Origin of the sequence: Photorhabdus asymbiotica (assembly GCF_003634575.1) — a bacterium.
Classification (GTDB): Bacteria; Pseudomonadota; Gammaproteobacteria; order Enterobacterales; family Enterobacteriaceae; genus Photorhabdus; species Photorhabdus asymbiotica.
In genome coordinates this window covers 225,908-247,628 of record NZ_RBLJ01000006.1, presented here as the reverse complement: position 1 = coordinate 247,628, position 21,721 = coordinate 225,908, and the positions used below count along the sequence as shown (strand labels likewise).

Below are 21,721 nucleotides of genomic sequence, written 5' to 3'. Positions count from 1 at the left end.
AAAATCAAGCCATCGTACCGGAGTGACGTATCACACACCGATAACAATAACCGCTTTCCCTACAGGAAATCCCATCATGTCATCACCCGTTAAACATCAATCCACCCCCCCCCGCGACCCTGCGCCAGCTCTGACGCGTATCTGGATACCCTGCTGTTGCAGGGGCGAGTCAAAAGAGCCAGTCCGCCCGTCATGAAACCCGTCACGAGTCGCTTCACAGGTCTTCAGGGCTCAACTGGCTCTTTTGACTCGCCCCCTGCAACAGCAGGGTATCCAGATACGCGTCCAGATGCTGGCGCAGGGTCAGCGGGCGGGGGGTGGATTGATGTTTAACGGGTGATGACATGATGGGATTTCCTGTAGGGAACAGCGGTTATTGTTATCGGTGTGTGATACGTCACTCCGGTACGATGGCTTGATTTTTAAGTGGCCGGAACAGTCCTTTTCTGTCTGCCCCAACTTGCGGACCGCTCCACCCAGTATTGCTGCGGTCTGGCGTCCATTTTCCGGCCTCCAACTTGGACCCAACTTGACCCCAGCTTGAGGGCAACTTGCGGTTCAGTCCAGTCCAACTTGCGTCGGGTCGTATTCCGGGTTTTCGGGTTCGATGATGAGCTGGCAGTACGATACGACGAACTTTTTCTTATTATTGCCGGAACAGTGTTTTTCAGGCCTTCCCCAACTTGCGAACCGTTACATCCAGTATTGCTGCGGCCTGAAGCCGGTTTTACGACCTCCAACTTGGACCCAACTTGACCCACTTAGGGGCAACTTGCGGTTCAGTCAGTCCAACTTTGCGTGAGTCATATTCAGGGTTTTTCCGGCGCTGTCAGGTCAATCAGGCCCGCACAGGTGGGCTTCTTCTGCGCTGTCGCACGTTCCACAGCAGTTCATACTGCAACAGATGGCCCCGGCTGCCGCCGTGGACTAACAGGTATTCCATGTCGGCCAGTCGCTGACAATGACTTTTAAACTGGTTATCGCTCCATTGGGGTGTAACTGCGGATATCCGGCGGGTAAAACGGACAGCATATCACCGGGCGTTGCTGCGTTGCCGCCGTCTCTTTCACCATTTTGCTGTATCAGCAGCAACAGTTTCCTTGTCTGGGGCGGCTCTCATCCAGCGTGCGGCCTAATATCTCGTGGGCCAGTCGGTTGGCTAAGCTAATATCGTCTTTGGTCACCTCGATATATTCAAGCCGTTTGCCCCGGTGTTCCGCGGTTTTCACCTCCCGCTGGTGCTGATGCAGCAGGGCGATACTTTGTATCAGGGTGAGATATTTCATGTGGTCGCGTCGGGTGCGGGTTTTATCGCTCATGAACGATTAACTGTGAAGCATAAGGGTTAACGACATTCAGCGGGCGTAACAGCCGCTGGGCGTTTTGATGCAGTTCGGTGATATACGTCTTTTCATTCTCCGCCAGTAAGGCCTTCGAGGGTCTGCTTATGGCGCCTGCAACGCGTGAGATAGCTTCGGTCTGTTCCCGCGATTCGTTCACCGTCAGCACCAGACAGCGGTTTAACAGCTCTTCATCGAACATCTATTGCCGTGGTGGTGAGCATCAGCATCACCGGGCCTTTACCGTGTACTGTTTAGTCACCAGATTGCCGCTGGCGTCATCTTTACCGTACTGGCAAATGGTCAGTTCGCCGTCGCTTTGTAACAGCTTAAGCGCATAGGCGGCCTGCCGCAACCCCTTCCTCTTCGGCAATGGCTAAGATTTTATGCTGGAGATTGGTTTCGCCCAGATAGAACAGGCTCTGGCCGGGTCCATGGCGCTGTATTGCAATCGTTCTTCTTCCGGTATCAGATTGAGTACCGCATCCATCAGTGAACTTTTCCCGGCGGCGCTACTGCTCTGTATCAGCACGGCCAGCGGACGGTCCCAGCTTGCGACTGACGGCAGCTAAGTAACCGGCCAGCAGGTTGGTGCTTTCCCCTACCACACCACAAGGCGGCTAAGTCAGCGGTGATACGCTCGCTCAGTTTCGGGTCTTGCAGCAGCGCCAGCGCCGCTGCACGCTGGTCCTCGCTCAGTTCGGGAACCGGTGGGGTTTCGGTTTGTTCACTGACACCGGCCTGTTGACACTGTTCCAGTACCCAGCAACACCTGCCCCAGCGCCCGGCGCAGGTCGCCTTCGGCCAGCCCGAGTTCGGTGGCGGCCAGTCGCGCATACCCGCCCCGGCTGCGGGCGCTCATCATGTCCACGCTGTCCGCGAACATCCACGCCGCTGTCGTATCAAACGACCTGGACATTCACTTTCATCACCGCCGCCCCGGTTTTCACCTGTGACAGGCCCCGGATACCCCCACTGTTGTGTGCCGAGGGTGAGGGATATCTCACCATTAGCGCCGGTTTCCCAGACCACATTCGGCATTGACGGCAACGCGGCTATACCGGCGGCTAAGGTGCTGACCGTTTCCGGCACCGGAAACCGGCTGATGTTCAGCCAGTGCGGCCCGCTCTGTTGCGGTGGTGGCCTGTACCTCTGCCGCTTCCTGCCATCGGCACGGCACGTCGAGCAACAACCCGAAGGCCCGTTCCGGCTCGGCGACCTGACACAGATAGCCGTTGGCATCCATGCCCTCGGGGAAACACCACCCGGAACACGGTGATACCGACGGCGGTTAGTTCGGCGGCCCAGTTTTACCGCCGCTTCATTGCCTGCCGATCATGTCGTAGGCGATCAAGACCTGCTTAACACCATACCGCTGAAAACGCCTGCCGCATCTCATCGGTGAAGCCGTTCACCCCATAGGCCGGCGGTGACATGGCGGTGGACCGGCTACCCAGAACGACAGGGCGTCGATCAAGGATTCACAGAGGATAACCGCCCCTGAACTGATCAGCGCCGGCTCATTCCATATCCCGTCATGTGCGCCGGGAAGGTACAGATGCAGCGGCGTTCCGCTGCGTAAGCGGTCGGTGATTTTGCGCCCGTAGATCTCACGGATCTGGCCGTTCGGGTCGATAACCGGTATGACCAGCGAACCGGTAAAGTGCTCGTGCCCGCTGTCGCGCATCAGCCCCACGGCCCGAAGACGGGCGCGGATCTGTGCGCCGGCCTGCACCGCCTTGATGGGCAGGCGATAGGCTAACGTGCGGTTGGCAAAGCCCCAGTTTAAACTGGGCGACTAATTCCGGGTGGTTGAGCCGCCGTTTTTTCCAGATAAGCCAGGGCTTCGGGGGCATTCAACAGCGTATGATGGTAAGACCCGACGACCCGACTGAGCAGCGCCTGCCGTCCGGCGTCATCATCGGCCAGCATGGCGGGTTCATCCGGTTGCACCAGCGGCACCACCGAGGGGTTATCTCCCAGTATCCCGCGCAACTGTTCCACGGCCCGGCGCAGACTTAAGCCTTTGGTTTTCATTACCCAGTCCAGCACGGAGCCGCCGGCATCACAGCCAAAACAGTGATAAAGATTTTTTGCCGGTGAGATAACCATTGACGGGGTTTTCTCCTGATGGAACGGGCACAGCAGCACGTAATCTTGCCGCGTTTAAAGAGCTGTCGCCCCTGTTGCTCCACCACGGCGACTAAGGAGACGGCGGCCTTTCAGGTGCTGTAATTCGGTTTCGGGAATGCGGGCCATAAAAATGTTCCTTTTAAACCCTTGTCAATAGACATATATGTAGATTATATTATCTATACATTGTGGGATTTGCAACAGGCAGCTAAAAAAGGAGACGGTACAATGAACCCTATTGATTCATTGTGTGCAGGGTTGGATATGTCAGCATTTGCAGAGCGTCTTCGTTTGTTGCGTGAGGCACGTAATTTAAGTCAGGTTCGGCTGGCTGAGCTGCTGGGAGTTGATCCACGCGCTTATAATCGTTGGGAGAAAGGCGCGAGTGCGCCCCATCTGGAAACGGTTATTAAGATCGCTGATGTACTCCAGGTCACGATAGATGAACTGGTTGGCCGCAAGGCTATATCGGATGAAGTGAAGATCCGCAACCACACATTACATTCCTTGTGGCAAAAAGCGGACCTGTTGCCAGATACCGATCAACAAGCGTTGATCGTGGTACTTGACAGCTTTGTCAAGAAAGCGATGGTTGAACAGGCAATGGGATTTAACGGTACTAAGCGTTGAGATAGCGCGGCAGACAGTGAGTTCGCACCTCACCCCTGCCGCTTACCACAAGCAACTAAAAGGGTAGTTACTATGGCTAAGGCGCATTCTAAGGCAGAAGCGGCGATAAATAAAGCCGTGAAAACAGAACGTTATTACACGGTGGGGTATGTGCCGAACGGGAATAAGGTCAACAATGTCACCCGGCAATACATCTTAAGGGCCAGTGGCTTAAACAGGCGGGGTTTAATACCGGCGGCCAGATTACGGTGAAGGTGATGGATGGCTGTCTGGTACTGATACCGGACAGCGAAGCCACCCAACAACAGCATCAGCAATACCAGCGGCAACAGAACCAGCTTAATGAGATTAAGCTGCGGATGCGTGAGATGCTGGCTGAGTACAACGCGGGCTAAGGGAGGGGATAAAATGAAAATGGTGATTGAACATTTACAGGACATTCAGTTAACCCACATTGAAGCGCTGGCCTTGGCCCAACTGGTTAAGCGGCTGAACTGGGCGGAGATACGGGCTTGCGCGGTGAATGACGAGGAAGCGTATCAGATTAAGGATGCGATCTCTAAGCTTCGATCTGCTCTGGCTTACCGAGGGTATGCGCCAAGATAGATCATAAGAAGGCCGGAAGATCACGCGGATCTTTCCGACCTTAACATCATTTAATTTGCTATTTCTTCCCAAAACTCATTTGTCTGAGAGCCAACATATTTGATAATTTCTGTGAATGTTTCTTTACCTAAGAAAATAGTTCCAGCACCTCTGATAAATAATTCAAAATTAGCTGAAACTTGTTCAAAGTCATCCATTGATGATTCACTGGTCATAACAAAAACCTCACCAGTAATAGTGTTTAGTAATATGGTATAAGGATCAGATATTGCTATAACGATAAACTCTTTAGGTCTATTTTCACCAATCCACCAATGATTAAAAGTACCCTCACTATTAATATTTACTATCATTTCGAGATAATCAGAACTATTACCAAATGATATGTTTCCTAATGAAAAATTATCTAAATCATAGTCTTTCATGAATGATAGAAATTCTTTAGGGAATATGATATTCAGTTTTTTTTCTGAAATTTCAACGTTTAATAACGGTTTGTATCTTTTCGATAATTTCAGATCATCAAAGTCATCGCCTAACGGTGAGAATTTTTCATCTAATTGTTCGCTTATTTCTTTGATCGTTAGCAACATAAAATTCTCCTTTTTATTTTGTATGCCATATACCGCCGCTGCCAACATGAGTTGAACTCGGGACAGGTATTGCGTAACGCCCAAAATCAACATGATGGTGAATTAATGTTTCACCTTTGTAATTCACATGTTCTGGAAACGCTTTAATCCATTGATTATCTATTTTAGGTGATAATCCTAACTCTTTTATTCGGTACATATTACTTTTACTCAAAGAATCTGGCTGCAAATTACTCCATTGTTGCCAAAATTCTTTATTGTTTCTGATACCACCATTAGCAGTCATTTTGCCACTAGTGAAAGTACTTGTGTCTATTGAATACTTGGGATCAGGTCTATTTGGGATTCTTGGATCTACCCTTGTTTGATAAGGATTATCACCCCTTGAAATTTCTTTTGTGCTAGGGCAACTAGCAAGACCAAGCGGATCTTAGGGATTACCCCGACACGACCATACTTTTTAGACGGGATTTTTTTCTTTAATAACAGCCTGTTAAAGAGCCATATCTCCCCACTTCACTCCCCCCGCGAACCCAAAACCCCGATGTGCACTTTGCCGATGTTAGCGCATTTTTTCCCCGACGTCAGCGCCGGGTTTCAGCCCCCTTTTCCTGCCGGAACCGGGTTTTATCGGGAACTCGCGACGGCGGGGCAGCTTGTCTGCGCCGCTGACGCGGGTTGGCCGGGTGCGGGCCGGCGAGGCCCGCAGGTGAAGCCGTTAAGCGGGGAGCCCCTGCCTGCGGGGGCGGACGGGGCGGAGATGGCGAGGACGGGAACGAGCGAGGAGCCTGCGACTGCGAGCCGGGCGCAGCCAGTGCAGCGGGGTTGGGGCGGGGGCCATAAACTGCGCCAGCTTGCTGGCCTGCCTTCAGGGCCGTTGACCTTAACGGGCTGACCGGCAACGATTTAAGGCAGGTTTGGGCGCCGGAGCCGCCACGGACGGCGGCGACTGCGGCGGTGGATTTTAGCACTGATAGTGACAGCAGCGGGTGAGCGAGCGAACCCGGTGCGCCTCTGGGGCTGAGAAGCTCAACCCGGCGGCCAGCCGCGCACCGTTGTTGAGGTAACCGCGCAGCGCCCTGCGGTGGGCGGCGCCGACATAATGTTTTGTTAAGCGTGGCGGGCCGTTCAGGCCCATTGCGCTTAATGCCACATTATGTTGAATGGCGGCTGGCCGGCAACGACTGTCACCGAGAACGCCGGGGTTCAGTGCCGGGCGGCTGGCATTTACCGCCGGCACGCCGATGGCAGGGGGGCAGTCCGTGCGCAGGGACGCGCGCGGTCTGCCTTTCACTGCACCCCACGCGCTCACAGGGAACCGGCTAACATTAAAAATTCTCCGGCGACTGTGGGCAGTCAGTTCGGCTGCTTACTGTCCGGCTTAGCGCTCTCCGTCTGCCTGTTGTCCGGCGGCGTTTTCTGCTTTTTCGGTTTCCGCTCTGCCGGGTGCGTCTGCTCATGGACTTCTTTTAAGTGACCGATAGCCACGCGCGTATAGATTTGTGTCGTCTCCAGCTTTTTATGCCCCAGTATGGCCTGGATATGCCGGGTATCAGCGCCGTTCTCCAGCATCTGCGTGGCCATTGAGTGCCGGAACACGTGACATGACCCGGCTTTGTCGAGTTTGGCTTCCTCACGGATGGTGTGCCCTGCCATCTGCGTTAAGGTGTTGCGTGATAACGGGTTACCTCTGACGGTGATAAACACATATCCGCTGTCATATCGGTAAGCCAGTTGCGGGCGCACGTCAGCCAGATACCGTTCCAGCCACGCCAGCGCCCGTTCCCCTATCGGCACCACCCGGTCGTGTCCGTTCTTTCCCTGTCGCACAACTACCACTCCGCGATGGCGGTCTATGTCGCCGAGTCTCAGATTAATCAGTTCTGTGCGCCGGATACCCGTACTCCAGAGCGCTTCCAGCACGGCGCGGTTACGCAGACCCAGAGGCGTCTGGGTGTCGAGACTGTTCAGTACCTGCTCCGTCTCGACGTCACTCAGTACCTGCGCGGGCAGCCGCTGCTCTTCTTTCGGCAGTATCAGCATGTCAGCCGGGTTATACAGGATATGGTGGCGTTGCAATAACCAGCGGAACCAACCCCGCAGGCAACGAAGTCGCTGTAACTGGCTGTTGTTGCCGTAATGCTGTCCGTCTGCCTTGCGGTAACGGCGCAGATACCGCTGCCAGCTCTCCAGCAACGGCAGAGAGACCTGCGGCGCATGGTAGACCGCCCGCATCTCGCACCAGTCCACGAACGGCGTTAACCATTCCCGGTAGGTTTCCGGTGTCCGGGTGCTGTGCCCGCTGGCGGTCTGGATTTCCAGATATGCCTCAAGCTGCTGGCGTAAGGTTGCAAGGGTAAAAGTCGGTTGTGTTTCCATCGTCTGCCTCTTATGGGTGTGCTGTCGGTACGCTACGATTTTTTATTCTGTCCTGCCGGAACAGTGATTTTTCGCTGAACCCGACCGTTTTGTTGTGAAGCCTTGTTGTGCCTGCCTTTGCGCTGATACGGTTAACCCGACCTCTCGCCGACTTGATACCGACCGGAAGGCGACCATTTAACGCCTTACCCCGACCGGACGATTTCATACTGTCCCATTCAGGGCACTATCAGCCCGCTCAGGTGCGCGGTGTCGCTGTCTTCCCCGTCGAACAACAGTTCGTAGATGAACGTCAGCCCGCGCCGGTGCAACAGCAGGTACTCCATTTCAACCAGCCGCGAGAGATGGATTTTCAGCTGGGTATCGCCCCACTGCACCGCATCCCGCAACATTTTGCGGGTAAATAACATTTCATGGCGCGGCTGCCCGCTTTCCCTGACCCAGTTTTGTATCAGCAGCAACAGCCTGCGCGTCTGCGGCGGCATCTCATCCAGTGTGCGGCCTAATATCTCGTGGGCCAGCCGGTTCGCCAGGCGGATATCTTCTTTGGCGACTTCGATATATTCAAGCCGTTTGCCCCGGTGTTCCGCTGTCTTCACCTCGCGCTGGTGCTGATGCAGCAGGGCGATACTTTGTATCAGGGTGAGATATTTCATGTGGTCGCGGCGGGTACGGGTTTTATCGCTCATGAACGTTAACTGTGAAGCATAAGGGTTAACCACATTGAGCGGGCGCAACAGCCGCTGGGCGTTTTGATGTAGTTCGGTAATATAGGTCTTCTCATTTTCCGCCAGTAAACCTTCAAGGGTCTGCTTATGACGTTGCAAGGCATGGATAGCTTCGGTCTGTTCCCGCGATTCGTTCACGGTCAGGACTAAACAGCGGTTTAACAGCTCTTCATCGACATCAATCGCGGTGGTGGTGAGCATCAGCATCACCGGTCCTTTCACTGTGTATTGTTTGGTGACCAGATTACCGCTGGCATCGTCTTTACCAGTGCTGGCAATGGTCAGTTCGCCGTCGCTTTGCAACAGCTTAAGCGCATAGGCGGCCTGCCGCACCCCTTCCTCTTCGGCAATGGCTAAGATTTTATGCTGGAGATTGGTTTCCCCCAGATAGAACAGACTCTGGCCGGTCATGGCGCTGTATTGCAGCCGTTCTTCTTCCGGTATCAGATTGAGTACGGCATCCATTAAGCTGCTTTTACCTGCCGCCGAACTGCTTTGTATCAGCACGGCCAGCGGACGGTCCAGCTTGCGACTGACGGCAGCTAAGTAACCGGCCAGCAGGTTGGTGCTTTCCCCCACCACGCCACAGGCGGCTAAGTCAGCGGTGATGCGCTCACTCAGTTGCGGGTCTTGCAGCAGCGCCAGCGCCGCTGCCCGCTCGGCGTCGTTCATTTCTTGCGTTTTCTGCTCAGTTCCCATTTCCGCCCGCTGCTGCCACTGTTCAACCGCCAGTAATACCTGTCCCAGTGCCCGGCGAATATCCCCCTCAGCCAGCCCCAGCTCAGCCGCTGCCATCCGCGCGTAACCCTGACGGCTGCGTGCGCTCATCAGGTCAACGCCATCCAGGAACATCACGCCGCTTTGGGTATCAATGACCTGCGCATTGAGCTTCATGGCAACTGCGCCCGCTTTCACGGAAGACAACCCCCGAATGCACCAGTGCAGGCTGCCCAGCGAGACCTTAAGTTCCCCGTCTGCCCCCGCTTCCCAGATGAGGCCGGGCGTCGGGTTTTGCACTGCCGCCACAGCAGCGGCTAAAGCCGGAGGCGGGGCGGCTTCTGCTGATACCTTCACTTCCGTGCGCGTTGTCACTGCGGTTGACATTGGCGTCGCGCTCTCAAGCAGCAGGGCGAAAGCGGCTTCCGGCTCGGCCATCTGACACAGATAGTCGTTGGCATCCATTTCAGGGGGGAACATCACGCGCAGCGGTGTGATACCCCGCACAAGCAGCGCCTCCGCCAGTTTCACCGCGGCTTCATTGCCCGCGCTGTCATTGTCGAACGCGATAAGCACCTGTTTGATGCCATGCCGTTCGAACGCCTGCCAGTGGTCGGCTGTCACCCCGTTGACCCCGTAAGCGGCGGTCACGTTCCGATGACCGGTGACCCAGAACGACATCGCATCAATCAGCGATTCACACACGATAAGGCTTTTCGCGGCCATCAGCGCCGTTTCATTCCAGACGCCGCCATGTGCGCCCGGCAGATAAAGGTGCGATGGCGTACCCGCCCGCAGGTGGTCACCGATTTTACGTCCGTAGATTTCCTGTATTTGCCCTTGAGGATTAATAACCGGCACAACCAGCGAGCCGGTAAAGTGTTCATGACCCGATTCCCGCATCAGGCCAACTGCCCGCAGTCGCGCCCGGATTTCCGCGCCCGGTTTGAGCTTCTTCGACGGCAGCCGATACCCCAGCGTGCGGTTGGCAAAGCCCAGGCGGAAGTGAGCGACTAACTCCGGGTGATTGAGCCGCCGCTGTGTCAGGTACGCCTGCATCTCCGGCGCGTTCAGCAACGTATGGTGATAGAACTCCACCACCCGATGCAGCAGCGCCTGCCGGCCCGCTTCATCTTCGGCCAGCAACGCTGGTTCAGACGGCGCAACCAGCGGCTTGACCGCCGGATTTTCGCCCAGCAAGGCACGCAACCGTTCTGCCGCATGGCGCAGGCTTAAGCTTTCGGTTTTCATCACCCAGTCCAGTACCGAGCCGCCTTCATTGCAGCCGAAGCAGTGATAGAGGTTCTTTTCAGGACTCAATACCATTGACGGGGTTTTCTCCTGATGGAACGGGCACAATAGCACGTAATCTTTGCTCCGTTTAACCAGCTTTCGGCCCTGTTGTTCCACCACGGCCACTAAGGAGACAGCGGCTTTCAGGTGTTGTAATTCGGCTTCGGGTATCCGTGCCATATAGCTGTTCCTCCAAAAACCTGTCAAGATGCAAAGAGTAAAAATAACTCTGTTGCAGAGTACTCTAAAATAGAGTATTGTCAACTGTAAGATTAAAAACAGGGAGTATCCTCATGGCACCGTTAACTCACAGGCAGATACAGGCCATGAAGACGAAGGATGAAACATTCTTTAAAGAGTTAGGCGCGCGGATTGCGCTGGCTCGCAAGGAGCAACAACTCACCCAGCAGCAACTGGCGGACCAGTTGGGGATTGCTCAGCAGACAATGGCGCATTATGAAGGCGGGCGATTAAAAGTTTCAGCGGCACTTCTGCCATTACTGGCGCAGATACTGAACTTATCGTTGGATGAACTGCTTGGATTGCCCTCGGTCAGGCGTAATAGTAAACGGGGACCCAGTTCCCGACTGGAACAACAGATTGAGATTATCAGTCAGTTGCCGAAAGCCAGACAGAAGTTTGTGTCGGAGATGCTGGATACGGTGATTGGTCATAACAGAGAGTAAAGAGAGATAGCGCGACTGAGACAGGTTGCCCCCTGTCACAGCCGCTCACCACAAGCAACTAAAAGAGGTAGTTACTATGGCTAAGGCGCATTCTAAGGCAGAAGTCGTTGTAAATAAAGCCGTGAAAACAGAACGTTATTACACGGTGGGTTATGTGCTGAACGGGAACAAGGTCAACAACGCTGCACCGGCGATACATCTTAAGGGCCAGTGGCTCAGACAGGCGGGGTTTAATACGGGCGGCCAGATTACGGTGAAGGTGATGGATGGCTGTCTGGTGCTCATTCCTGACAGTGAAGCCACGCAACACTATCAGCAGCAATGCCAGCGGCAGCGGAGCCAGCTTAATGAGATTAAGCTGCGGATGCGTGAGATGCTGGCTGAATACAACGCGGGCTAAGGGAGGGGATAAAATGAACGTGGTGATTGAACATTTACAGGACATTCAGTTAACCCATATTGAAGCACTGGCCTTAGCACAACTGGTTAAGCGGCTGAACTGGGCGGAGATACGCGCCTGTGCCGTGAATGACGAGGAAGCGTATCAGATTAAGGATGCGATCGCTAAGCTCCAATCCGCTCTGGCTTACCGAGGGTATGCGCCACGATAGATCATAATAAAGCCGGAAGATCTCGGGGATCTTCCGACTTTATTAATTAACTAGCATTATATATATCGTGTAGATTACTATTTTTATTTAAGTTAATTATACTTTCCTTTTTATAGGTCAATATTAGCTCACCTTTATTTTCTTCATTTTCTATTGCACGTACACCATCAATAACACAAAGAATACCGAACAGTGTATTATCAGCCACTATTCTTATTATTTTATTGATTGTTTCTTTCTCTTCCTTCGATTTTTCATTATAAAAATCAGATAGTTCAGTTAATTCCCTTTGTGGCTTTCTACCTGGGGGAGATTCAAGTATTGAGATAGTGTCTTCGATAGCAGCATCTCTTACTACAAGCTTTAATATATCTACAAATAGTTGAGAATTCATCTTATTACCTTATTTTAGTGAAGGCTTCTGGATACATTTCTTTATTTAAATTGAGCAAATCTTTTATTGCTGAAGGAGGGGCATTAGTATAATTGCGCAAATCTCTAATATCTTTTGCCAATAAATCTCTAGCCGATCCCGTATACGGTCCTTTCATAGTAGGAATCAGTTTATGTTCTCCTCTAGGGAGAGCTATTGATGGAGCTACTTTAGGATCATAACCAGTAATTACCTGCCCCGCAGGATGTTTTTGAGCCGCATGGTGGATATCTAATTTATCACCCACCTTAGAACGTCTCTGTAAATCATCGAATGTACTAACTTCGTATTTTTGTGTTGGACAAGCTGCTAACCCGAATGGGTCAATCCAGTTCGCCGGGTTATGAACATACGAATAGGGATTCGGACCCCCTTCCAGCCCGAGCGGGTCTGGCGAGATAAACCGGCCAATCTCCGGGGCATAATACCGATAAGTATTAAAGTGCAGCCCCGTCTCTTTGTCAAAATATTGTCCCGCATAACGCAGATTTTGTCTGAAACGCGAGCTCCACGATGAGCGGTCAGGATCGGTGAAGTAATCCAGCGGAGTTCCCCCCAGTTCACCGAAGGTACTGTATTTCTCCGCCCATGCAATTTTGCCCTCCTCATCCGTCACTTCCAACGGCGCACCGTTGATATCGGTGTGATACCAGAAGTAATTGTGCGTGGCGCCTCTCGTGACGATGCTGGCCAGCGGGGTGTAACTGTCATGGGATTCGTAGCAGTAGGTCTGGGTTTCGCCACTTTTCCCATCCCGCTCCTGCAACAGTCGCAGGCCGTGCCAGACAAAATCGGTCTGTTCATAACGCGCCAGTCCATCAATCCCGATTTTCACCACCTTACGGATACGCCGCCCCAGGGCATCGTAGTGATAACGTGCCGTTGTGGTGCCGATAACCGCCACAGTCAGCCGATTGTCACCATCATAACGGTAATGCTGGGTTTCCCGCGTCTCGCGTCCCCGGCTGATAACGTTGCCATGCGTGTCATGTTCATAGCACCAGTCACGCCAGTGGTTCAGGCGGTCACCCTGCGGCTCCATCGTTTTGGACAGCCCCCGCTCTGCCGCCTCACGCTCCAGTATTGCCTGAGGTTGCTCCAGCAGGTTATCCGCCCGGTCATACCACAACATATCATCATAAGCACTGCCCCAGTGTGTCACTTTTTTCAGGCGACTTTCCGAGTCATAAAGATATTCAATCACGCCCCGGTAATGGTCTTCCATCACCTGCAATTCGTCTTGGGGGTTGTAGATCCACGCCCGCCATGGCTTGCCTTCGCTAAGGTAAGGCAGCGGTTCAGCATCAGCCTGTTTCAACGGCAGGCTATATTGATGGGTACAGCGTCCCAGTCGATCGTAATCGCGCTGCTGGAACAGTTTGCCCTGCGTGCGGCGGGTTTCTCGATGCAGGCGGTCACGCTCGAATTCAGTGAGGAGTGTCTGCCCGTGCCGGATGGCACTCAGGTGACCCGAGCCGTAGTAGAGCCAGCTTAAGGTGCCGCCATGGGGCAAGGTGAGGGCGGTCAGGTTATCCAGCTCGTCGTAGCTGAATTGGAGGCTGTCGTCGCCATTCTGCTCCCGAATGACCCGCCCCACAGCGTCATAATTAAAACGCACCGTGTTGGGCTCTATCCCCAGCTGTTTTCCGTTGTCATTGGGTTCACGGCGGGCTGTCAGTAATCTGCCCATGTTGTCCCACTGGTACTGATAAGTGTCCGTGTGGGTTTCCCGCTGAATAAGATATCCCGCCGCATCATAATGCTGATGTACCCGACGTTCCGGGTGCCGGAACACGCGGTCTCCCAGCCGCCGTTCGAGGCTCAGCAAGCCCGCCGCGTTGTATTCGTACTGGATTAAGGTGTCGTCGGGGCGGATTTCTTCGATTAAGCGTCCTTCGGCATCCCGGTTCAGCAGGTAGCGGCCCTCGTTGGCGTTGTCGAGCCGGATCAGATGGCCTTCGGGGTTGTAGTGGTAATACACCTGCCGTTGCAGCCGGTCAGTGGTACAAACGACCTGACCCCGCGCGTTATATGCCCAATGACGGGGCGGGTTTTGATTGCGCTGGTGACTGATAAGCTGGCCTGCCGGGTCCCAGGTCATCTGTTCGGTGGAGTCATCCGGATAGGTGACCTGAATCAGTTGACCATCATCACCATAGTGATAGCGGGTACTTTCCATCAGGGCATTGGTGACTTTTTCCAGCCGATTCTCCCGGTCATAACTCCATATTGTGGACTGACCAGAACAGTCCGCATGGCGGATAAGCTGCCCCTGTTCATTCCACAAAAACTGGCTCTCGCCCCCTTTAACATCCGTGCGCCGGTCCGGCCGCTGCGTGTGACGATGCCTATAGTGGTAATGGGTGGTCTGTTTTAGTGGCGAGGTTTCGCTAATCAGCCGCCCGAGGTTATCGTAAGTCAGCGCTGTTTCTGTGCCATCCGGCCAGAAAATAAAGGTGAGCCGGTCGCTATCATTCTCGTACTGCCAGCGGGTCTGGTTGCCGTTAGCATCGGTGAAACTCAGCTGGCGACCGTGTTGGTCCCATTCACTCAGGCGGGTGTTGCCATCCGCATCTTTGTAGCCGTTCGGCAGGCCAAATTCATCCCACAGGATATGATGTTCGGTGCCCGTGCGGTCGAGGCAATGGATAATGTGGTGTGCGTCGTTGAGGTGCCACACCGTGCGGGTGCCGTCATGCCAGTGGGCGGTGCGGGTGAGGTTTTCGTCATCGTAGGCCAGCTGGTAACCCGCCCCTTCGCTGGTTTGCTGGGCCATGACGCGCCACCAACCCTCTTTATCCTGCTCCCACTGGTAATCACAGCGTAGCCCCCGCGCATCCTGATGCCAGGCCATCAGGCCGTGCTCAGTCCAGCCGAACTGGCGCTGGAGAGAATCGTTGCGATGGCTGACCCCGGTCAATTGCGCCTGGTCATTATAGTGGTAGCGGCAAAGCAGGATGCGCTGGCCATCAGGGAGTTCACGCCAGACAGCGGTGAGACGGGAGAGCGTTTGGGTATCGTTTTCCCTCATCATGTAATCGCAGTGCAGGGTAAGCCCGCCGCTGCCCGTGATGGTGACCATCTGATGCTGCGCGTTGTAATGGCAGCGTTGCTCGTTGCCCACGTTATCGCGAATATGACTCAGGCGGCTAATGCCGTCATCATCGAACGCCGCATAATGATAAACCTGTTCGCCGGCATCACGGATTTCCCAGGTCTCTTCCGGCGTGTGTATCAGCTCACTTTGGGCATCCGGGCAGAAACAGCGGTGTCCTGCCGGCACATCAGGAAAGGGCACGATATCTCCTGACGGGGAACGCCAGAGTAATCCGTCTTCCACGCGCGTGAGGCGGCTTTCCCAGAACAGGCTCCAGCCCGGTCCGAGCACGCTGTCATAGCGATAACGGCTCAGGTAGCTGCGTTGCCAATCAAGCGGCAGTTCGCCCGCCAGCATAAAATCCCGCTCATCCTCATCGTTCAGGAACTTCTGGCCGGCGATAACTTCCACGGGGTTCATGAGAATCCCCACAACAGGCACGGCGACAGCCAGCACCCCCAGCCGACAGGTGATTTGGCGAATTTTAGCCGCCCCCGGTATCTTGCCGAACAGCTTTTGTAAAGCCCCGGGCCCTTTGGCTGCCGCCCCACCGAAGCTGGCGAACCCTGCCGCCAGCATCGTTAAATCGGAAACGGTATACGCCCATGGCGGGACTTCCGGCACAATAGTGACTTTCCGCGCAGTCCCCCCGCCGATAAAGACATTCGACGACCCGGTCATGACTGCGGCATCACAGACCGTTTTGTCGCCAACCCGTACCGCCGGACAGCCATTGATGAAAACAGAGTCAGAGCCTTCCGCCATCTGGCGAATGCCGCTCTCTTTACTGCACGCTACCTGACTGCGTGTGGCTATAGCAGCGGGTTTGTTGTTGATAGCGACATTGGGGGAGCCTGTTTTGATTTCCCCGCAGGGACTTCGCGATGAAGCGCCCGCCGCGACACTGGCATCACGCGCCATGTCGCCTAAATATCCCGCCGCCATGCCTACCGCAATCGCGGCGCCAATCAACAAAACGCCCACCCCGATACAGGATGCAGCCAATCCCGCGATAAAGAGAGCGCCGGATAAAATTCCTCCGGCAGCTGAAATTAATGACCCGATGACGGTGCCGGCAATCAATCCGGCCATGGCACTGGAATGCCCGATGGTATCCCCCAAGCGTGCGGCTTCTGGCATCGTGCCTCCCTAGAACTGGAAACTTTTCAGGCAGTCATCCAGCCACTGTCGCTGAACATCAGAGAACGCCTGCGGGGATGACAGCGTAAAAATCAGTGCTTTTTTCTCATCCAGCAGGAAGACCGCCTGATATTGACAGACTTGCTGCCCCTTTTTAGGCCGATAACGGGAGTGGAGGATCATACCTGGCAACAGGTTATCGCCCAGCGTCGCGGGCTGTTCTGCCAATAATTGCCAGTCACGCAGGCCCTTTTTCAGCAGATCTTTCTGGCGGGTGAGATAACGGGCGAGATCTTCGCCTTCAACCAACTGGTCGCGCGAGATGTTGAGTGCCGGCGCATCAGGCGCAATGATGATGTTTACAGTCTGTTCCTGATAGCCTGCCGGCAACGTAATGCTGCCTTCAGTGAACCGACAACGGGGGCAAGTGTCCATTTTTCTTTTGTCTTATTAAATCATTAAGTGATGTTGCTGACAGAGTCAGAATGCACCGACAACTTTAATTGATAAATGCCATTAAATTGATTTAATGGCATCATCTTCAAAAATATCAATAAAGTTACACAGTCAATAATATTATTTGATTAATATTCGGGCAAAAAGATATCCCAAAAACCCAACGGTGTCTTGATGATGAGCCAAATTACTACCGGGTAAATTTAATGAAATGTGATAAGTGTCACGAAATAACGCCAATAATCTCGCTGGAAGCCAGTTTTAATTAAGTTAAATAGTAAAAATCTTATTAAACACATTCACCTTCCCGGTTTATAGATCTTGCATTATTCACCATAAAAAATTAATTCTGTATTTTATCTAATATTCATAATATTAAATAAAATATCCCTATTGTCATCAACAGCTCATTGCGAACGGTTTGTTTAAGCATCGTTGCTCAACTATGTTGGATGTTAACCCGCAAAAGAAGAGCGTTCATTCCCATAATTCAGGGATAAGATAATGAAGTGGTTCACAGAGTAGGTGAACCATTCTTTATCACTAATTAACTGATTTCCTGTTTCTCACATGATTCTGCATCAGTGTTCAGAAAACGATGAATTGCTCTTAAAACTGCGTCTGGTTTTTCTGAATGAACCCAATGGCCGCAACCGGTAATAACCCAAGCTTTAGCTTGTGGAAATTGTCTGACAATATCATCACGATACTCTTCCTGAATATAAGGAGAGAGGCCACCACGAATAAACAGAGCAGGGTGAGGCCATGCGGGAATTTCCTGCCAGCCAATAATTTTTTCATATTGGTTGATTAATATCGGTAAATTGAATTTCCATTCGCCCTGACGGAATGATTTTAGTAAAAACTGAATGACACCTTCTTCCTGAATATCTTCTCGCATAATTTTAATGGCATCTTGACGGGTTTTAACTCCCGCTTCTGTGACTTTATTCAATGCCGTAAAGATTTTATCATGGCGACGAACCTGATAGGCAACTGGGGCTATATCAATAAGAATAATTTTTTCTATCCGCTCTGGTGCCAGTGCGGTCATTGTCATTGCGATTTTACCGCCCATTGAATGACCAATAATAATGGCAGACTGAATTTTCAGATGATCGAGCAGCGAAATAATATCTTGAGCCATATCGCGATAATCGATGTTATCGACCCACGGAGATGAACCGTGGTTGCGTACATCAACTTGAATGATTGGATAATGTTGTTGTAAATCACGGGCTAAGACGCCAAGATTATTTAGATCACCAAACAACCCGTGGATCAATACAATAGGCGTAGTGGAAACCGGATTTTCCGGTACTTGCATATGATAATTTAATTGGCCGTCTAACTTCATGATGAGAATTTTTTCCTCTGAGTATTAAATGCTATGCCACATATTGTCACGGGATATTGTTGCTTAAAGGGCAAAGAAGCAACCAGAATGCAATTATAGTTAATAATCTTTTTTAATTAAATTGTTACTAAAACGTTCAAAGTGTCAAAAAGTTGTCAATTTTCCAATAGTAATACTTAATAGATTGAAAAATAAAGATTCTTCAGGTAACTGATATTTTTAAATAGAAAGTTTTAAATAACTTGTGAGATGATTGTCGATTCAGTCACTTTAGTGTGGTTATTTATTGTGTATTTATGTGATCTATATCTTATAAAATTGTATATTAGTTTTAATTTTTTGTGAAAAAATGATAGTAGTTTACGTTATATCCTGTGCAAATGAATATATAAGGTAAATTAAACAATAATCATACTATTCTAATAAGAATAAAATAGAATCTGGTTTTACACTATGGATTAGGGAATTAATAAGTGAAAAAAAATTTACTAAAAAGTCTTTATTTTCAAGTTTTAGTTGCAATAACTGTCGGTATTCTTCTGGGACATTTCTATCCTGAGCTTGGGGCAGAAATGAAACCGTTGGGTGATGGATTTGTAAAATTAGTTAAGATGGTTATTGCACCTGTTATTTTCTGTACTGTTGTGACAGGAATAGCAGGTATGGAAAGCATGAAAGCTGTTGGTAAGACAGGCGCTATTGCATTGATATATTTTGAAATAGTTAGCACAATTGCTTTGATTATTGGGCTGATAGTTGTCAATGTCATGCAGCCTGGTGTAGGGATGAATATTGATCCATCCACGTTAGATGCTAAAGCTGTATCTATGTATGCAGAGAAAGCGTCTGAACAAGGCATAATTGCATTCCTGCTTGATGTTATTCCGCACAGTGTGATAGGCGCATTTGCCAGTGGTAATATTTTGCAGGTTTTATTATTTGCGGTGTTATTTGGCTTTTCACTTCATCATTTAGGTGAGAAAGGAAAACCAATCTTTAATATTATTGATGGTTTCTCTCATGTGATATTCGGTATTATCAATATGATAATGCGATTAGCTCCTTTGGGGGCTTTTGGCGCAATGGCATTTACCATCGGAAAATATGGTATTGGTACATTAATTCAATTAGGACAATTAATCGTTTGTTTCTATATCACCTGTATTCTCTTTGTCATATTTGTTTTAGGGGCAATAGCAAGAGCCACAGGATTTAGTATCTTCCGGTTTATTAATTACATTAAAGAAGAGCTATTAATCGTATTGGGCACATCATCTTCTGAATCGGTCTTGCCTCGCATGTTAGATAAAATGGAGAAAGCGGGATGTCAGAAATCTGTTGTTGGTTTGGTGATACCGACAGGATATTCATTTAATCTGGACGGCACTTCTATTTATTTGACAATGGCAGCTGTGTTTATTGCGCAGGCAACAAATACGCATATGGATATTGTGCATCAAATAACATTATTGGTTGTGCTACTTTTATCTTCTAAAGGTGCCGCTGGCGTGACAGGTAGTGGATTTATTGTATTAGCTGCAACAATTTCTGCTGTTGGACATTTACCATTAGCAGGACTGGCGTTAATTCTGGGCATAGATCGTTTCATGTCGGAAGCAAGAGCCTTAACAAACCTGATTGGCAATGGTGTTGCAACTATCGTAGTAGCAAAACGCTGCCGTCAGCTTGATGAAGGGAAATTAAACCAAACGTTAAATGCTAAATAAGTTAATGATTGGGTTTTAGCTTACCCGATGACAATGGCATTTAGGCCCAATGCTTGTCAGTAACGCTATATCCGTTATCTTTCAAGTTGCCTCTTTGTTGGCTGCACTCACCCACCCCGGTCACATAGTTCTCTATGCTCCCGGGGATTCGCTCCCTTGTCGTCGCGATGTATCTTGAAATCCATTGGGTATATAATAAATTTATTGATAAATTAGCAGTTCAGGAAAACCGGATCGGATAATGATCCGGTTTTCCTTTTATTGAACGGGGATAACTTCGACTGAAAGTAACCGGTTTGCGGATCAGCTTTTACATCCAAACGCAGCCCGTTATAGGTTGGTACCTTATAAGGCGACATATCGGCATGCAGCTGATATTCAAGATAATCTTTTGATTAACGCCTAGTGAATAAAATAGAGAGATAATAAGGGTAACGTTATTTTCAATATCTTCATACTAACGATTCCTTTTGATCACAGTGTTCTCGTGTTGGCATTTAAGCAAACTGGTGATATGACTTTAGAAACATGGCTTTATTTTCCAGACTCCTCTGATAACGTTACTTCATATACATATACCGAAAATCGGCTATTTGAGTACCTTTATCAATCTTTCCGCTTTACGAAATGTAAATTTTGTAAGAAAGTGTTACAAAATCAATAGAGATTGAGTTATTGACAATCTTATATAAGGAATTAATGATAAAAATAACTTATTTATAAGGTAAAGCAATCCTCGATATATAAAACAAACTGGCTTTCACTTATTTCCCATTTCATGACTATGGCACCAAACATTCAACATCTTAATTTTTAACTAAAACATATCTTTAATACCCCTTATCATGGTATGGGTGGTCGTTGGTATAATGCGCTATCCAGCTGCTAATATCGTAAATTTATACCCTTCATCCTTCAAGTTGCTGCTTTGTTGGCTGCGTTTACTCACCCCAGTCACATAGTTATCTATGCTCCTGGGGATTCGTTCACTTGCCGCCGCGCTGCAACTCGAAATCTATTAGGTATATATATCCACCGTTGGGAAATGATTGAGAAATGAAACAACATTGATTGAATAACAAGTTCACCCTATGAAGTAAACAACCCGCCTTGGTTTTCCTAAGTGATGAACGTGTCAATAAATTTTTTATAGTGTTAACTGACAACTCCGGCTTTTAGACCGGAATTTTTATTTAATTTAGATGTAGCGCAAAAAAATAAATTTATTTTTATACCTCGTAAGACACTTAAATTTTCCTGTTCTATTCTTTTGTTTATATCTCAACCGAAAAGATCGTGATTATTTGAGAAGCAAGGAGTCGGACAACATTATGGCTCAAGACAACCCTTTAGTGCCTTTTCACTTTAATGCTGGCTTTGTGATGATGCCGCGCGACTGGCAGGATGTCAGCATTTTGGTGCTCAATAGCCCGGATGATAAAAACGGCAGCAGTTTTACCCTTTCCCGCGATACCTTGCCGTGGGGGCTCGACTTTGCGCAGTTTACTCAACGGGAAATCACTTCGTTGAGCCAACAACTAAAAAATTATCAAATGGTTTCACAGGAAAGTGGACAACTCAACGGATGGGAAACCGTGACGTTAGAGTTCTCTTGGTCCTCCCCACAAGGCCCTATTCATCAAGTCATGATGTTACTCAACCTGTCCGAACAGGTACTGATTTTTACTGGCACCTGCAACGGTGATATGACCCCAGTCCAGCGTGAAAAAATGCTCGCTATGATGACCTCGTTTCAGCCTCGTATCGATGCTCGTGAATAAATAATAATAATTAA

Annotated in this window: 19 protein-coding genes and 1 pseudogene; 9 read left to right on the top strand and 11 right to left on the bottom strand. The window is 50.4% G+C overall.

The annotated features are described in order from the left end of the window. Positions 1-214: 214 nt before the first annotated feature. Entirely contained in the window at positions 215-346 is a 132-nt protein-coding gene (locus BDD30_RS24850; protein ID WP_282958062.1) for a hypothetical protein, read from the bottom strand. Positions 347-834: 488 nt separating this feature from the next. Further along, a pseudogene (locus tag BDD30_RS25140) lies at positions 835-3,599 on the bottom strand (CHC2 zinc finger domain-containing protein). Between the two features lie 102 nt (positions 3,600-3,701). On the opposite strand from BDD30_RS25140, the gene BDD30_RS22735 reads away from it, so the two are divergent. From BDD30_RS22735 to BDD30_RS22725, 4 genes are all read left to right on the top strand, one after another. Beyond that, complete coding sequence (locus tag BDD30_RS22735) at positions 3,702-4,103, top strand: helix-turn-helix domain-containing protein (RefSeq protein WP_012777137.1); 402 nt, start codon at positions 3,702-3,704, stop codon at positions 4,101-4,103. Positions 4,104-4,175: 72 nt separating this feature from the next. After that, positions 4,176-4,355: a hypothetical protein gene (locus BDD30_RS24515; protein WP_249039954.1), complete on the top strand. Its 180-nt coding sequence runs from the start codon at positions 4,176-4,178 to the stop codon at positions 4,353-4,355. Continuing rightward, positions 4,292-4,498 (top strand): SymE family type I addiction module toxin, encoded by a 207-nt coding sequence (locus tag BDD30_RS24510; RefSeq protein ID WP_249039963.1) that lies wholly within the window; start codon positions 4,292-4,294, stop codon positions 4,496-4,498. Before BDD30_RS24515 ends, BDD30_RS24510 begins: the two co-directional genes overlap by 64 nt. Positions 4,499-4,511: 13 nt before the next feature. Beyond that, entirely contained in the window at positions 4,512-4,709 is a 198-nt protein-coding gene (locus BDD30_RS22725; protein WP_041381610.1) for a DUF7706 family protein, read from the top strand. A gap of 50 nt (positions 4,710-4,759) precedes the next feature. On the opposite strand, the gene BDD30_RS22720 is transcribed toward BDD30_RS22725, so the two are convergent. From BDD30_RS22720 to BDD30_RS22695, 5 genes are all read right to left on the bottom strand, one after another. Next, positions 4,760-5,302 (bottom strand): SMI1/KNR4 family protein, encoded by a 543-nt coding sequence (locus tag BDD30_RS22720; protein ID WP_012777139.1) that lies wholly within the window; start codon positions 5,300-5,302, stop codon positions 4,760-4,762. Between the two features lie 13 nt (positions 5,303-5,315). Next, the gene (locus tag BDD30_RS22715; protein WP_012777140.1) at positions 5,316-5,588 is read right to left on the bottom strand and encodes a hydrolase; all 273 of its coding nucleotides are present in this window, start codon (positions 5,586-5,588) and stop codon (positions 5,316-5,318) included. Between the two features lie 1,070 nt (positions 5,589-6,658). Continuing rightward, positions 6,659-7,681 (bottom strand): site-specific tyrosine recombinase XerC, encoded by a 1,023-nt coding sequence (gene xerC, locus BDD30_RS22700; protein WP_012777127.1) that lies wholly within the window; start codon positions 7,679-7,681, stop codon positions 6,659-6,661. Between the two features lie 10 nt (positions 7,682-7,691). After that, positions 7,692-7,889: a hypothetical protein gene (locus BDD30_RS23310; RefSeq protein ID WP_147408123.1), complete on the bottom strand. Its 198-nt coding sequence runs from the start codon at positions 7,887-7,889 to the stop codon at positions 7,692-7,694. A 10-nt stretch (positions 7,890-7,899) separates the two neighbouring features. Continuing rightward, complete coding sequence (locus tag BDD30_RS22695) at positions 7,900-10,599, bottom strand: CHC2 zinc finger domain-containing protein (RefSeq protein WP_012777128.1); 2,700 nt, start codon at positions 10,597-10,599, stop codon at positions 7,900-7,902. Between the two features lie 113 nt (positions 10,600-10,712). Here BDD30_RS22695 and BDD30_RS22690 point away from each other — a divergent pair, with 113 nt between their 5' ends. From BDD30_RS22690 to BDD30_RS22680, 3 genes are all read left to right on the top strand, one after another. Further along, positions 10,713-11,105 (top strand): helix-turn-helix domain-containing protein, encoded by a 393-nt coding sequence (locus BDD30_RS22690; protein ID WP_012777129.1) that lies wholly within the window; start codon positions 10,713-10,715, stop codon positions 11,103-11,105. A 76-nt stretch (positions 11,106-11,181) separates the two neighbouring features. Continuing rightward, positions 11,182-11,505 (top strand): SymE family type I addiction module toxin, encoded by a 324-nt coding sequence (locus tag BDD30_RS22685; protein WP_012777130.1) that lies wholly within the window; start codon positions 11,182-11,184, stop codon positions 11,503-11,505. Positions 11,506-11,518: 13 nt separating this feature from the next. Continuing rightward, the gene (locus BDD30_RS22680) at positions 11,519-11,716 is read left to right on the top strand and encodes a DUF7706 family protein (RefSeq protein ID WP_012777131.1); all 198 of its coding nucleotides are present in this window, start codon (positions 11,519-11,521) and stop codon (positions 11,714-11,716) included. 46 nt (positions 11,717-11,762) lie between these two features. On the opposite strand, the gene BDD30_RS22675 is transcribed toward BDD30_RS22680, so the two are convergent. The 4 genes from BDD30_RS22675 to ybfF all read right to left on the bottom strand — a co-directional run bounded on the left by BDD30_RS22675 (position 11,763) and on the right by ybfF (position 18,199). Then, a complete protein-coding gene (locus BDD30_RS22675) occupies positions 11,763-12,110 on the bottom strand; it encodes a hypothetical protein (RefSeq protein ID WP_012777132.1) in 348 nt (115 codons plus the stop codon). Between the two features lie 4 nt (positions 12,111-12,114). Then, entirely contained in the window at positions 12,115-16,386 is a 4,272-nt protein-coding gene (locus BDD30_RS22670) for an RHS repeat-associated core domain-containing protein (RefSeq protein ID WP_015835131.1), read from the bottom strand. Between the two features lie 9 nt (positions 16,387-16,395). Next, the gene (locus BDD30_RS22665; protein ID WP_015835132.1) at positions 16,396-16,821 is read right to left on the bottom strand and encodes a DcrB-related protein; all 426 of its coding nucleotides are present in this window, start codon (positions 16,819-16,821) and stop codon (positions 16,396-16,398) included. A 568-nt stretch (positions 16,822-17,389) separates the two neighbouring features. Then, on the bottom strand, positions 17,390-18,199 hold the full coding sequence (gene ybfF, locus BDD30_RS22660) for an esterase (protein ID WP_015835133.1): 810 nt from the start codon (positions 18,197-18,199) through the stop codon (positions 17,390-17,392). Positions 18,200-18,672: 473 nt separating this feature from the next. On the opposite strand from ybfF, the gene BDD30_RS22655 reads away from it, so the two are divergent. Further along, positions 18,673-19,926 carry a dicarboxylate/amino acid:cation symporter gene (locus BDD30_RS22655; RefSeq protein WP_015835134.1) on the top strand — a complete coding sequence of 418 codons (1,254 nt, stop codon included), beginning with the start codon at positions 18,673-18,675 and terminating at the stop codon, positions 19,924-19,926. A gap of 1,331 nt (positions 19,927-21,257) precedes the next feature. Next, positions 21,258-21,707, top strand: a complete 450-nt coding sequence (locus BDD30_RS22645) for a DcrB-related protein (protein WP_015835135.1) — start codon at positions 21,258-21,260, stop codon at positions 21,705-21,707. Positions 21,708-21,721: the final 14 nt, after the last annotated feature.

Coding starts and splice junctions, on each gene's coding strand:
- BDD30_RS22695 (WP_012777128.1), bottom strand. CDS start 10,599: ATGGCACGGATACCCGAAGCCGAATTACAACACCTGAAAGCCGCTGTC.
- BDD30_RS22715 (WP_012777140.1), bottom strand. CDS start 5,588: ATGACTGCTAATGGTGGTATCAGAAACAATAAAGAATTTTGGCAACAA.
- BDD30_RS22665 (WP_015835132.1), bottom strand. CDS start 16,821: ATGGACACTTGCCCCCGTTGTCGGTTCACTGAAGGCAGCATTACGTTG.
- BDD30_RS22690 (WP_012777129.1), top strand. CDS start 10,713: ATGGCACCGTTAACTCACAGGCAGATACAGGCCATGAAGACGAAGGAT.
- BDD30_RS22680 (WP_012777131.1), top strand. CDS start 11,519: ATGAACGTGGTGATTGAACATTTACAGGACATTCAGTTAACCCATATT.
- BDD30_RS22720 (WP_012777139.1), bottom strand. CDS start 5,302: ATGTTGCTAACGATCAAAGAAATAAGCGAACAATTAGATGAAAAATTC.
- BDD30_RS24515 (WP_249039954.1), top strand. CDS start 4,176: ATGGCTAAGGCGCATTCTAAGGCAGAAGCGGCGATAAATAAAGCCGTG.
- ybfF (WP_015835133.1), bottom strand. CDS start 18,199: ATGAAGTTAGACGGCCAATTAAATTATCATATGCAAGTACCGGAAAAT.
- BDD30_RS22645 (WP_015835135.1), top strand. CDS start 21,258: ATGGCTCAAGACAACCCTTTAGTGCCTTTTCACTTTAATGCTGGCTTT.
- BDD30_RS24850 (WP_282958062.1), bottom strand. CDS start 346: ATGTCATCACCCGTTAAACATCAATCCACCCCCCGCCCGCTGACCCTG.
- BDD30_RS22675 (WP_012777132.1), bottom strand. CDS start 12,110: ATGAATTCTCAACTATTTGTAGATATATTAAAGCTTGTAGTAAGAGAT.
- BDD30_RS23310 (WP_147408123.1), bottom strand. CDS start 7,889: ATGAAATCGTCCGGTCGGGGTAAGGCGTTAAATGGTCGCCTTCCGGTC.
- BDD30_RS22670 (WP_015835131.1), bottom strand. CDS start 16,386: ATGCCAGAAGCCGCACGCTTGGGGGATACCATCGGGCATTCCAGTGCC.
- BDD30_RS22725 (WP_041381610.1), top strand. CDS start 4,512: ATGAAAATGGTGATTGAACATTTACAGGACATTCAGTTAACCCACATT.
- BDD30_RS22735 (WP_012777137.1), top strand. CDS start 3,702: ATGAACCCTATTGATTCATTGTGTGCAGGGTTGGATATGTCAGCATTT.
- xerC (WP_012777127.1), bottom strand. CDS start 7,681: ATGGAAACACAACCGACTTTTACCCTTGCAACCTTACGCCAGCAGCTT.
- BDD30_RS22685 (WP_012777130.1), top strand. CDS start 11,182: ATGGCTAAGGCGCATTCTAAGGCAGAAGTCGTTGTAAATAAAGCCGTG.